This window comes from Flavobacterium xanthum (genome assembly GCF_900142695.1).
Taxonomy (GTDB): domain Bacteria; phylum Bacteroidota; class Bacteroidia; order Flavobacteriales; family Flavobacteriaceae; genus Flavobacterium; species Flavobacterium xanthum.
Window position 1 is genome coordinate 17,769 of the sequence record NZ_FRBU01000018.1, and the last position, 13,307, is coordinate 31,075.

13 protein-coding genes are annotated in these 13,307 nt (G+C 35.8%); 2 read left to right on the forward strand and 11 right to left on the reverse strand.

The features are described from left to right. Positions 1 to 170: 170 nt before the first annotated feature. A complete protein-coding gene (locus tag BUC11_RS09060) occupies positions 171 to 752 on the forward strand; it encodes a hypothetical protein (protein WP_073353480.1) in 582 nt (193 codons plus the stop codon). Between the two features lie 32 nt (positions 753 to 784). Here BUC11_RS09060 and BUC11_RS09065 read toward each other — a convergent pair whose 3' ends face one another. The 9 genes from BUC11_RS09065 to hisS all read right to left on the reverse strand — a co-directional run bounded on the left by BUC11_RS09065 (position 785) and on the right by hisS (position 9,998). Continuing rightward, the gene (locus BUC11_RS09065) at positions 785 to 1,588 is read right to left on the reverse strand and encodes a Cof-type HAD-IIB family hydrolase (protein ID WP_073353482.1); all 804 of its coding nucleotides are present in this window, start codon (positions 1,586 to 1,588) and stop codon (positions 785 to 787) included. Positions 1,589 to 1,617: 29 nt separating this feature from the next. After that, the gene (locus BUC11_RS09070; protein WP_073353483.1) at positions 1,618 to 1,836 is read right to left on the reverse strand and encodes a putative signal transducing protein; all 219 of its coding nucleotides are present in this window, start codon (positions 1,834 to 1,836) and stop codon (positions 1,618 to 1,620) included. 111 nt (positions 1,837 to 1,947) lie between these two features. Further along, entirely contained in the window at positions 1,948 to 2,565 is a 618-nt protein-coding gene (locus BUC11_RS09075; RefSeq protein WP_073353484.1) for a DEAD/DEAH box helicase, read from the reverse strand. A gap of 252 nt (positions 2,566 to 2,817) precedes the next feature. Further along, positions 2,818 to 3,981: a sigma-54-dependent transcriptional regulator gene (locus tag BUC11_RS09080; protein WP_073353487.1), complete on the reverse strand. Its 1,164-nt coding sequence runs from the start codon at positions 3,979 to 3,981 to the stop codon at positions 2,818 to 2,820. 125 nt (positions 3,982 to 4,106) lie between these two features. Continuing rightward, positions 4,107 to 5,423: an ABC transporter permease gene (locus BUC11_RS09085; protein ID WP_073353488.1), complete on the reverse strand. Its 1,317-nt coding sequence runs from the start codon at positions 5,421 to 5,423 to the stop codon at positions 4,107 to 4,109. 71 nt (positions 5,424 to 5,494) lie between these two features. Next, positions 5,495 to 6,415 (reverse strand): ABC transporter ATP-binding protein, encoded by a 921-nt coding sequence (locus BUC11_RS09090; protein ID WP_073353490.1) that lies wholly within the window; start codon positions 6,413 to 6,415, stop codon positions 5,495 to 5,497. 164 nt (positions 6,416 to 6,579) lie between these two features. After that, a complete protein-coding gene (gene dnaJ, locus BUC11_RS09095; protein WP_073353492.1) occupies positions 6,580 to 7,692 on the reverse strand; it encodes a molecular chaperone DnaJ in 1,113 nt (370 codons plus the stop codon). 58 nt (positions 7,693 to 7,750) lie between these two features. Further along, a complete protein-coding gene (gene grpE, locus BUC11_RS09100) occupies positions 7,751 to 8,329 on the reverse strand; it encodes a nucleotide exchange factor GrpE (RefSeq protein WP_073353493.1) in 579 nt (192 codons plus the stop codon). A gap of 292 nt (positions 8,330 to 8,621) precedes the next feature. Next, the gene (gene hisS / locus BUC11_RS09105) at positions 8,622 to 9,998 is read right to left on the reverse strand and encodes a histidine--tRNA ligase (RefSeq protein ID WP_073353554.1); all 1,377 of its coding nucleotides are present in this window, start codon (positions 9,996 to 9,998) and stop codon (positions 8,622 to 8,624) included. A gap of 355 nt (positions 9,999 to 10,353) precedes the next feature. Between hisS and BUC11_RS09110 the strand changes: the two genes are divergently transcribed. Beyond that, complete coding sequence (locus BUC11_RS09110; RefSeq protein WP_073353495.1) at positions 10,354 to 11,598, forward strand: ABC transporter permease; 1,245 nt, start codon at positions 10,354 to 10,356, stop codon at positions 11,596 to 11,598. Between the two features lie 160 nt (positions 11,599 to 11,758). Here BUC11_RS09110 and prmC read toward each other — a convergent pair whose 3' ends face one another. Both prmC and BUC11_RS09120 read right to left on the reverse strand, forming a co-directional pair. Continuing rightward, on the reverse strand, positions 11,759 to 12,631 hold the full coding sequence (gene prmC / locus BUC11_RS09115) for a peptide chain release factor N(5)-glutamine methyltransferase (protein ID WP_073353498.1): 873 nt from the start codon (positions 12,629 to 12,631) through the stop codon (positions 11,759 to 11,761). Between the two features lie 140 nt (positions 12,632 to 12,771). Then, on the reverse strand, positions 12,772 to 13,260 hold the full coding sequence (locus BUC11_RS09120) for a GNAT family N-acetyltransferase (protein WP_073353499.1): 489 nt from the start codon (positions 13,258 to 13,260) through the stop codon (positions 12,772 to 12,774). Positions 13,261 to 13,307: the final 47 nt, after the last annotated feature.

Here is a 13,307-nt window from a genome sequence, read left to right on the forward strand (position 1 = left end):
TACTTCGTCGGGTCAGGCTATCCGCTGTATCTTTTGTTGCGCTATCGCTACACAAAAGGATGCCGCTGCTATCCTTCTCGCGACGTGCTGCAAATTTACACACAATATTCTTTAAAACGAAATCTATAATTTTCTGGATATTAGCATTATCTTGCATTAAAAATCACTTCATGAAAAAATTAGTTTTAATAGCATTAGGTTTCGTAATGGCACAAGTACATGCACAAAATAACGTGGAGTGGGATGGAAAATACCAGTTGCAACTTTCCGATTTTCAATCTAATGCTACACAAATTGGTGCTGTAGATATAAATAGCATTCATACGGCTTCCAGCCTTGATTTTGCATTTCAAATGAGCAATGTCGAATTTATGTTTACCAAAAACTTTAATGCTAAAGTAATTTCCTCATTCAAGCGGGATGCCGCCTCCATTATCGCAACCGATAGTATTACAGCGAAATATTTACTGAATTTTGCGCGATATGAATTCGACTTATCTGAATTGTACGCCAGAAAATTACGAAAAGAAATATACGATAAAAAAGGTACTTTTTCTGACGTGAGTTTTTTACAAGTCCTATTCAACAGCATTCAGCAAGAATATACTGAAGATCATGCTATGGCTTCAAAGAATACTAATCTTGGTCAAGAGGAGGAGAAACTCGCTGCAATCCATTCTGCCGTACTGCAAAAAATCAATGAATTACCTGATTTTTGTAAAAGCTGTAAACCACCAAAAAAAGCCAAATAAACCGTTTAATTGAAATTGCAAACCTAAAATCCCTAATTCAAGATAAACCGTCGCACTACCTCAGCTACACCATGATTATTATTGGAGGCAACAATAACATCTCCTTTATCTCTCAATTCTGGATCTACATTATCGACCCAAACGCCCAATCCTGCATATTCAATCATGGATAAATCATTGCCTGCATTTCCTACGGCAATAATTTCGCTTTGAAGGATGTTTAGTTTCTCAGCCAAGAATTTCACACTTGCTGCTTTATCTATTCCGTTTTGTGCCACTTCCAAGAAAAAAGGTTTTGACATCGAAACACTCAAATGTGGCATGGCCTCTTTTAAATCTTTTTCAACTTTTTTAAGATAGCTGGGTTCTTGTAATAAAATACATTTTACCGCAGCAGTAGTCACAGCTTCCTTGAAATTTAAAACTTTATCATGCTGCAGCCCTGTGATATTTTTCTCGATATCAATATATTCTGAATCGGTTTCACTAACTATTTTACCATCGATATACGTAATAATATCTGTTTTACTCTTGATACTATAATCATACAATTCATGAATTTGCTGTTGCGTCAAGGTTTGTTCAAACAACACTTTATCTTCTTTTAAATCCGTAATTACGGCGCCGTTAAAAGACAGCATATATGAATTATTGATATCCAATTGTAATTCTTTGGCAAAAGCAGTCATGGCTAATGTTGGTCTGCCCGAAGCCAAAACAACATACACACCCAATTCTTGGGCCTTAAACAACATGGCTGCATTCTCTTTTGAAATTTTATGGTCATCAGTCAACAAGGTGTCATCCAAGTCTAAGACCAACATTTTATATTTCATCTCCTTCTTTTTGCACTTATAATTTGAGCTTAAATACTCATTCTAAATTCTTCAATAACTGGATTTACTTTGGCAAATTCCGTTTCCTGAACGAACAATTCAACTGCCAAATCCGAATTTCCAAAACCTCCCAATCGAGCCGATTGTATGTTGTTTTTCACCACTACATCTACACCAATTTCTTCAATTTTTTGCTGTAAAGCCATTGCTAGAATTTCACTTCCCGAAAACACTTTCATTAATCCCATTTTTTCTATTTTTTATTATTTGATACCGTCTTCATCCTTTTCTCCCTCTGATTCCTCTGTTTCAGTAGCCGTTTCTTGCTCTTCCGCACCTTCGTCTTCTTCATCCTCTTCTTACTCTTCTTCTATTTCGAATAAAAAAGGTTCTACTAACATTTTGTCAGCCAAAATGGCTATTCGTTCTGTTAACAGATCTGAGAAAATAATACGTTGCGTTTTTGTAATACTATTCGAAATACGCATGATTTTAGTTTCATGACGCAGTTTCAAAATTGGATCTGCATCATCGAGAATAAGCATTTTTAGTCTGTTTACATTAAATCCAGCGGTGGTAAACATATCGCTCAATTTATTGGGCGTTCCAATCAAAACATCAATTCCGGTCGAAATATAATTTTTATCGTATTCCATATCGCCTTTGTCGTGCACTCCATAGACACGCAAGTCCGTGTATTTTCCGAATTTTTCAAAAAGGTCTTCCATCTCCAAAACCTTAGCTTTGTCCTCTACAATGACTAAAGCACGAGGCGATTCCTCACCCTCACGAACTAATTGTTGAATTACATTTAGCACAATTGTTGTCGATTTTCCACTCCCTTTATCTGCAATAATAATACAATCCGCACCACTTTTCAGCGTCGAAAATGTTTCTTTTTGCATCGTATTAGCCTCGATCAAACCATTTTCTATTAAGGCTTCTTGTAATTTTTCGTTTATTTTTTTTAGTTTCATTTTTTTTATTTCACAAAGATTTTCAAAGGGATCAAAGACCACCAAGAACTTATAGTTACTGAATCAAATATTATTCGATTGAATTATTACATTCATTTTTTTTATAATCCCAATTTCCTCCACTATCCAAGCAACTATCAATTTGAAAGAAACGATACGTTTTAAATGCTAAAAACAAAATGAAAAGAAGTAAAAGCAAGATCTGATACTTTTTAAATTTTTTCATTTACTACTTAGATTAAAAAACGACTTTTATTTGCTTGCAAACAGTTTGACATCATTCTCGGAAATTTCGCTTCCGCCAAGGATAATTAAACGCTCCACGACATTTCGTAGTTCCCGGATATTCCCGGTCCAATCGTATTCCTGGAGTAAATTGATCGCTTCTTTAGAAAACTTTTTTACCACATTTCCTTGCTCCAAAGCGATTTTATCGGCAAAATGCGCAATTAACATTGGAATGTCGTTGCGTCTTTCATTTAAAGCAGGAACTTTTATCAAGATAACTGCTAAACGGTGGTACAAATCTTCTCGGAAACGCCCTTCAGCAATCTCCACTTTCAAATCTTTATTGGTAGCCGCAACCACACGCACATCTACTTTAATGTCTTTGTCTGCTCCTACTCTAGTAATCATACTTTCTTGCAACGCTCGCAATACTTTGGCTTGCGCCGAAAGACTCATATCTCCAATTTCATCTAAGAAAATAGTTCCTTTATCAGCTGCCTCAAATTTTCCTGCTCGGTCTTTTACTGCCGATGTAAAGGCGCCTTTTACGTGACCAAACAACTCACTTTCTATCAATTCAGATGGAATCGCAGCACAATTCACCTCAATTAAAGGAAAATTAGCTCGCACACTTTTTTCATGTAATTGATGGGCAACGAGTTCCTTTCCTGTTCCATTGGGTCCAGTAATCAAAACACGGGCTTCCGTTTGTGCTACTTTTTCAATCATTATTTTAATATGATTGATCGCTTCACTTTCGCCAATCATTTCGTAGTTTTTACTGACTTTTTTCTTTAGGATTTTGTTTTCCACTACCAGTTGCTTTTTGTCCAAAGCATTACGAACTGTATTCAATAATCGGTTTAAGTCCGGTGGTTTTGAGATGTAGTCAAATGCCCCCAAACGCATTGTATTAATAGCCGTTTCCATGTCGCCATGACCAGAAATCATAACCATGGGGATCTCGGGCTTAATTTTTTTTACCGCTTCCAGCACCTCAACGCCGTCCATTTTTGGCATTTTAATATCACACAAAACCAAATCGTAATCGTTATTTTTTATTTTCTCAAAACCTACAACACCGTCTTCAGCCTCTTCTACTTGATAGGTATCATTTTCTTCAGAAAGTATTTTTGTCAATACTCTTCGGATTGCAGCTTCGTCTTCTATGATTAATATTTTCGGCATATTCTTTATTTTTTTTTAGCCCTGATGGAAGCGGCATCCTTTTATGGACTTTTTCAGTCCAGAAAAGATATAGCGTACAGCAGGAATCAGCTCCTAAAATTAATTAGGATTCTTTTTATTTATCTTTAATATTTTAACCATTTGTACAATTCGCCCCAAGTTGGTTTTTTGCCGTACATCAGTATTCCTATTCGGTATATTTTTGCAGCAAACCATACCACTGAAAAGAAGGTCCCAAATAACAAGGTTACTGAAATTGCTATTTGCCACAAAGGTACGCCAAACGGAATTCGCATCAGCATGACAATTGGCGATGTAAGCGGAATCATTGAAAAAACTACTGCGACTGTACCATGCGGATCATTGATAACCGTGAAAAAACCTACATAGACACTCAACATTAACGGCATAATAATAGGCAAAAGGAATTGCTGTGAGTCGGTTTGATTGTCTACAGCTGCACCAATGGCGGCATAAAAAGAGCTGTATAAAAAATAACCGCCTATAAAATAGATTACAAATCCAATTAAAATACTTGCAATGGGTAAATTCCAAAGCTCCTTGATATACATTTGGGCTGTTCCAGTCATTTCTTGCTGAGCGGCTTGTAATAATTCTGGTGACAATTTAGCGGTTGGCCCCACATCTACGCCAAAAAATAGCGAAGCAGCAAACATCAGTGAAAGTCCTATAAGTGCCCAAATGAAGAATTGCAGCAGTCCTGCTAATGCAGTTCCTATTATTTTTCCCATCATCAGCTGAAATGGTTTCACCGAGGAAATAATAATTTCTACAATTCTGCTGGTTTTTTCTTCTATCACACTGCGCATCACCATGTTGCCATAAATAATAATGAACATCATTATTAAATAGCCAAAAGCGCCACCAATACCTATTTTAATTTCGTTAAGTCCTTTGACACTTTCTTCACCAGATGCTTTTGATAGACTAATGTTTACATTGGCCTTAGCCTTCGCAATGGCTAGTGTGTCTAATTTTGCTTGGATAAAATTCGTTTTGGTCAATTTATCTGCAATGACCTCTTGAACCTTTTCTATAAAGGAAATACTCGGACTATTATTAGAAATAAATTGAATTTTATTTTCAAAATCCTTTGTGCTTTCTACTTTAGGTATGTACAGCAACCCTTCATAATTTTCGTTAGTGATGCTGTCCTTTAAAAATTTTAAATCAATAACCGATAAGTCGAGGTATTTATACTCCCCATTCTTTTGATTTATAGCTGTAAACTCCTGCGCAAACAAACCGGATTCATCGTGAATTGCGATTCGTTTGGTATCGGCTTTCATCGTACTTAAATAGCCTACAAATGCGGCAAGTCCAACAAATAATAACGGACTTAAAAAAGTCATGACGATAAAAGATTTATTGCGCACCTTGGCAATAAACTCTCTTTTTATGATTAGTGAAATAATACTCATTTAAATTTTTGATTGGTGATTTCAGGTTGATGATTTTAGAAACTTAAAATCAAAGCGCTAAAATTGTGGGTTTATTTACTAACCGTTTGAATAAAAATATCATTAACACTCGGTATTTTTTCTACAAAATGGGTGACTTGACCGCGTTGCGTCAAGACCTGTAATAACTCGTTTGGCAAAGCCGATCCAAGTTGAATTTCCAATTTTAACTCGTTATTAAGCGATTTAAAATTTGCTGGTGTCACAGTGAATTTCTGGGTAATATCGTACATCAAACCCTCCACATTATCCGATAAAATTCCCACTTCATAGCTATTGGTTTTAAATTGTCTTTTGACATCGCTTAATTTCCCTTCTATCAACTTATTAGATTTATGGATCAAAGCAATGTGATCGCACAATTCCTCGACACTTTCCATCCGGTGGGTAGAAAAAATGATAGTGGCCCCTTCCTCTCTAAGCGCAAGGATTTCATCTTTTATAATAGTGGCATTTACAGGATCGAAACCTGAAAAAGGCTCATCAAAAATCAGTAGTTTTGGCTTGTGTAAAACACAAACTACAAACTGAATTTTCTGCGCCATCCCCTTAGAGAGTTCTTGAATTTTCTTGTTCCACCAGCCTTGAATTTCTAATCTTTCAAACCAGTATTCCAGTTGTTTTTTGGCTTCAGCCTTAGAAAGTCCCTTCATTTGAGCTAAATACAAGCATTGTTCACCCACTTTCATGGTAGTGTACAATCCTCTTTCTTCAGGTAAATACCCGATATATTGAACGTGTTTGGGTTGTAGTTTTTCACCATCTAAAATTATCTCACCACGATCTGGCAACGTAATCTGGTTTATGATTCGGATTAGTGATGTTTTCCCAGCTCCATTTGGACCTAAGAGTCCGTAGATACTCCCTTTTGGAACTGTCAATGAGACACCGTTTAGCGCTACGTAATCACCATATTGCTTTACGACTTTATTAACTTCAAGTATAGTACTCATGCTGAATTTTTAATTGGTGTAAAAGTAAATAATTAGTACCAAAATACTTAGAATAGTTACATAAAAAACCCATTCTTGTTAAACAGGAATGGGTTTTATTTTTTTATGTAGTTGGATTAAATAGCAGCTACTATTTTATTTAAAGAAGCGATACATCGGGTCTCTTATGAAAACATATCTTTTACTTTCTCAAAAAATGATTTATCGGATTTCTCAGGATTTGGAATAAAATTATCATCGGTCAACGCATTTTCAAAAAACTGTTTTTGTTCTTTGTTCAATGTTTTTGGAGTCCACACATTCACATGAACCAACAAATCTCCATTCCCGTATCCATTGATACTAGGAATTCCTTTTCCTTTTAATCTTAAAATTTTACCAGATTGAATTCCCTCTTCTAGTTTGATTCTCACTTTGCCGTTTACAGCCTCAATATCTTTTGAAATTCCAAGCACCGCTTCAGCAAAGCTAATGTACAAATCAAAGTGCAAATTCTCTCCTTCACGTTTCAACGATTCATGTTCTAATTCTTCAATGGCAACAATTAAATCTCCTGGAATACTATTTCCTGGGGCATCATTACCTTTGTTAGACACTTTCAACTGCATGCCATCAACCACACCCGCAGGTATTTTTATTGAAACAGTTTCATCTTCAAGAATCATTCCTTGAGAATCAGCTTCCGTTGGTTTTTTATCTAAAATTTGACCAGAACCTCCACAAGTAGGGCAGGTTGAAGCCGATTGCATTCTACCAAGAATTGTATTGGTCACACGCATTACTTGCCCTTGACCGTTACAGGTAGAACACGTTTTATAAGTCACGCCTGGCGCTTGAACCTTACGTTTTACTTTTACTTTTTTCTCGACACCATTGGCAATTTCTTCCAATGTCAATTTTACTTTAATACGCAGGTTGCTTCCTTTAGCACGACGAACTCCTCCGCCTCCGCCTCCAAAACCACCAAAACCACCTCCAAAAATATCACCAAACTGACTGAAAATGTCATCCATATTCATTCCACCTTGACCGCCGCCACCAAAACCTCCAGAACCATCAAAAGCTTGATGTCCATGTTGATCGTACTTTGCTTTCTTCTGTGGATCACTTAATATTTCGTAAGCTTCAGCAGCTAATTTAAATTTTTCTTCTGCCGATTTGTCTCCAGGATTTTTGTCAGGGTGATGCGCTATAGCTTGCTTTCTATATGCTTTTTTAATTTCGGCAGCATCGGCACTCTTTGTAATGCCTAATATTTCGTAAAAATCTTTTTTCATTTTTATTTTTTCTTGTAAAAAACACAGACGCGATTCATTGCGTCTCTATACTTACGCATTACTGACCTATTACCACTTTTGGGAAACGAATGATTTTATCTCCTAGTTTGTATCCTTTTTCAAGAACATCAACAATTTTACCTTTCATCTTATCTGACGCAGCAGGAATCTGAGTTATGGCTTCTGCAAAGTCAGCATCAAATGCATCTCCCGCGTTTACCTCAACTTGCTCCAATCCTTTAGCTACCAAGGTGTTTTTTAATTTTTCATGAATAAGCTCCACTCCTTTTAACAAAAGTTCATCTTCGGATTTGCTTATTTCTATAATTGCTCTGTCAAAATCATCCAATACAGGCAACATGGCTAATAAAACTTCCTGATTTGCCGTTTTGAATAATTCAATACGCTCCTTAGTAGTTCTTCTTTTGTAATTTTCGAATTCAGCGAATAATCGTAAATATTTATCTTTCTCTTTGGCTAAATCTTGCGTCAATTGCTCTTCTACACTTAATTCCTCAACAATGATTTGCTCTTCACTGGCATTATTCTCTAATGTCGCCTCCTCTAATTCTTGATCGATTTCTGTATTTTCAGTAGTCATATTACTCGTATTTTTAAAAATATTCTTAAAGTTCATTTTTATTCTTTTCTTTGGATTGCAAAAGTACTGCCAATTCTTTTTAAATGTCAAATTGTCATCTTTTTAATAATTTCACTTTTTGTAGCTACATAAAACAGAACAAGTTAAAATTTTAAGATTATTTTAAGATTATCTTATTATTGTTTTTTCTAGCTTTGTTAAAATTTTTATTTGATACTGCTTCTATAGTAAAAATTCTAGAGTTTATTCTCAACAATTATTAATTCACCATTACTTTATATTTAAAAAGCTTCGTTTACTTAAACGAAGCTTTTTTTATGTCTTTACTTTACGAACCCAGTAAAGCTTCCTTTAAACTTTCAAAATTCAGTGAAAGCTGCTCTCCCGAAATTAGATTTTTAAGTAAAAATGTGTTGGATGTCATCTCATCTGGACCAACGATAACGGCAAAAGGAATTCTTCTTTTATCCGCATGCTGAAATTGTTTCGCCACCTTGACAGCATCGGGATACAATTCTACTTTTATTCCTGCCGCTCTTAATTTTTGAATGGCTTGTAACCCATAAAAAGCTTCCGTTTCTCCATAATTTATAAATAGTGCTTGAGAGGTTGCCGATACCGTTTCTGGAAACAAATTCAATTCTTCAACCACTAAATAGATTCGGTCTAATCCAAAAGAAATCCCTACACCGCTCATGTTTTTCAAACCAAAAATTCCAGTCAAATCATCGTATCTGCCGCCGCCGCCAATGGATCCCATGGAAACGGATTTTGGAGGAGCGACTTCAAAAATAGCTCCCGTATAATAATTTAATCCTCGGGCTAAAGTTACATCTAAGTCTAACACAGCGTTATTCAATCCAAGCTTCATGACATTGTCACATATAAAACGCAATTCTTCTACTCCTTTCAAGCCTTCCTCTGATTCAGAAAGCAAAACAGAAAGTTTTTCTATTTTCTCTACAATGGTTCCCGTGAAATTAAATAATGGTTGCACTTTTGCAATTGCTTCGGCAGCAATTCCTTTCTCCATCATTTCTTTTTTGACTCCGCCCTCTCCTATTTTGTCAAGCTTATCTAAAGCAACTGTAAAGTCAATTAATTTATCAGAAGCGCCAATAACCTCAGCTATTCCTGATAATATCTTTCGGTTATTGATTTTTATGGTTACGCCACTCAAACCCAAATCAGTAAAAACAGCATCGTAAAGCTGCACCAATTCAACTTCTTGCCAAAGGGATTTAGACCCTACAACATCCGCATCACATTGAAAAAACTCTCTAAAACGTCCTTTTTGGGGTCGATCTGCACGCCAAACCGGTTGGATTTGATAGCGTTTGAATGGAAATTCAATTTCGTTTTGGTGCTGCACCACGTAACGTGCAAAAGGCACCGTTAAGTCATAACGCAACGCTTTTTCCGAAATACTCGACGTCAGCTTGGTGCTCTCCTTACTTTCCAAATGTGCGGCATTGGCTTTCGCCAAATAATCGCCGGAATTCAATATTTTAAAAATCAAACGATCGCCTTCTTCGCCGTATTTCCCCATTAAGGTTTCGGAATTTTCAAATGAAGGGGTTTCTATGGGCTGGAAGCCAAATTTCTCGAAATTACTTTTTATAATCTGTATAATATACTGCCGTTTTGCCACCTCAGCAGGTGAAAAATCTCTGGTTCCTTTTGGAATGCTCGGTTTTGATGCCATTGTATGAGTATTGGATTTTAGATTTTCAGATTTTGGAAGTATTGAAAAGCTCCAAATTCTAATTCTTTGCAAATATCCTATTTTTAAAATTATTCTGTTTACAAATTGCATCATTTTATTGCAGGACCACTAGCCCGGATTGAAGTGAAAATGCGACAGTAAAAAAATAATATTGTTTTCTTGCCGGAAAGAGCGACCGTAGGAAGCTCCTTTCAGGCAATTGAAAACAAATTATTTTTTGCTGTCGCATGGTAACGGAAAGCGGGAAATAGCTTCAAAAAAAAGAGATTACAATAAATTAGTTTTTAGCTAGATAAAATTTGTAACAAAAATTGTATTTTCGTGTCAAACCATTATGATGTTAAAATTATTCAAAGAAAATATTCGGATTGCATTAGGTTCAATTAGAACGCAATTGTTACGAACGGTTCTTACTGTGATGATTATCGCTATAGGAATCACCGCTTTAGTTAGTATTCTTACGGTTGTTTCGGCACTTGAGAACACCATCTCCTCTGATTTTGCATCGATGGGAGCGAATACTTTCAATATTAAACAGTATGAAAATACGACGCGTAATCGTGGTGGTGACGAGCGCGTAATCATAAATCCGATTATTTCCTATCCTGAAGCAGTGGCTTTCAAGAACAAATACACATATCCTTTTACGGAAACGTCCCTTTCTTTTACAGCAACATCCGCTGCTGAAGTAAAATATGAAGCGACTAAAACAGATCCCGAAAATTCGATCCTTGGAGTGGACGAGTATTTTATGACCAATTCTGGTTTAGAAACCAGCGCAGGACGAAATTTTACCAGTTTTGATATCGACAACAATGCCTATGTATGTGTTGTAGGATCTGATTTTGAGAAAGGATTGCTGAAAGACGTGAATCCAATTGATAAAACAATCGCAATCCGAGGTGCTAAATTTAAAGTTATTGGAGTGTTGAAAGAAAAGGGATCTACCTTTGGAAACAATCAAGATTTACGCGTTTTAATTCCTATTCAATTGGCTCGTTCTATATTTACGGCGCCCAACATAAATTATACGGTAAGTGTTATGGTAGGTAAAAAAGAATTGCTAGAACAAGCTTTAGACAATGCTACAAGCACCATGCGCAGGGTGCGCAAATTAAGCCCTGTCAAAGACAATAATTTTGGTGTTGTTCGCAGTGACGATCTTATTAACCGAATTTTAGGAATCACAAAATACTTAGGACTGGCCTCGTGGTTGATTGGTATCATCACCGTTTTAGGATCTTCTATTGCTTTGATGAACATCATGATCGTTTCCGTAACGGAGCGTACGCGAGAAATAGGAGTTAGAAAAGCTTTGGGAGCCAAGAAAACGACCATCGCTATTCAGTTTTTTATAGAGACATTATTGATTGGTCAAATGGGTGGATTGGTAGGTATTATTTTTGGAATCCTAATTGGATTTGGAATTGCCACCGCGATGGATTTTGCATTCGTAATTCCGTGGGGCGCTATTATGGCAGCTTTTATCACCAGTTTCATCGTAGCTATTGCTTCGGGCTTATATCCTGCTATTAAAGCTGCAGTTCTCGATCCGATTGAAGCGTTGCGTTACGAGTAAAGTACCGTGCCTTGCCGTTATGATATGAAAAAAAACATGTGGATTAGTTAGCCAATTTAAATTGCTTATTGAAAAGCCTTTCCTGTAATAACTGTGGGGATTATCCTTTTATGACTGAATCAGCTTAAAAATCAGAAGAAAAAACGTTATATTCTAAACGCTATCTAGTACATTTTATCATCCTATCATTACCATAAATATCTTTTCGTAATTCGATATTTTTGAAATGCATTTGCTGCAGCAAATTAATCATTGCTGCCCCTAAATATTGATTGATCTCAAAGTACAACAGTCCGCTTTCAGTGAGATTTTCTAGAGCTAATTCGGCTATTTTTTTGTAAAAAATCAACGCGTCATCATCCTCTACGAAAAGAGCCAAATGCGGTTCATTATCTAAAACATTTTTTTTGATTTCTTCTTTTTCCAAATTTCGAACATAAGGAGGATTTGAAACTATAATATCAAACTGTTCGTTGATTCCTTCAACTGCACTTAATGTAACCGCTTCTAGAATATTTTGATGGATAAAATTAACGTTTACTGTATTATTGGCAGCATTTTTTTTGGCTGTAGCCAAAGCCTTTTCAGAAACATCAATAGCAAAAACGGTAGCATTTGGAAGATTTTTTGCCAAGGAAATAGCAATACAGCCGCTTCCTGTACCTATATCCAATATTTTTAGATTGTTGGATTGTTGTGTTTTTCGGTGATCCGATAGCATCCAATCAACCAACTCTTCTGTTTCTGGTCTTGGAATCAAAACGTGTTCATTGACACTAAAATCCAATCCATAAAAGCTCGTTTTACCTAACAAATATTGTATTGGGATTTCTTGTTTTAACGGTGCTAAAATCGAGTTCCATACCGCAACTTCTGAAGCAGAAAAAACCAAATCAGGATGCAGCGCCAAATCAATTCGTTTCAGTTGTTGTTTTTCCTCTAAGATTAAGTAGAAAAAACTCTCTGCTTCACCAGCATCATAAAGAGGGGTGAGTTCTTGAATAAAATGAGCTCTGTACTCTTTAATTTTCATGGTTTATAAGTATCAATTTAATTGTATAGCAGACAAAAAATAAGTTTAAAATGAATTGCTATTTAAAAATGTAAGGAATAATGATTACTTGCTGTTTCTACTCTTTTATCTCTAGTGTTAAAAGAATTAAGTCATAATCATTATTCTAAATTTTTCAACATCCAAATGGGACAACTGACATGTCCTGTACTACCCATTGGAGCCGAAATATATTCAAAACCAACTTTTTTATATAATTTTTGTGCGTCAAGCATAAAGGGCATTGTTTCTAAATAGCAGCTCTCAAAACTAAAATTCCTTGCGCTTTGTAAACACACCGCCATCATTTCGGCACCAATTCCCAAACCGCGTGTTTCCGGCAGAAAATACATTTTTTGCAACTCACAAATAGTTTCCGCTTCGTTTTCTAGTGGCGCAATTCCAGCAGAACCAATAATTCTTCCGTTATTTTCAACCACATAGTACACAGATCTTGGTTTGCTATACTCTTCAAACATAAAATCCAAATAAGGATCTTCATAAGCCGTCCCTACTTTTGGAATATTCAATTCATCAAAAACCGCTCGTATCAATGCTGCAACTTCTTGATTATCTTCTCTATTTATTTTTCTGATACTGTAATTTTCCATTTTTTAAAAATCTAATTATACCTGCAAAAATAGAAATTGTTTATTAT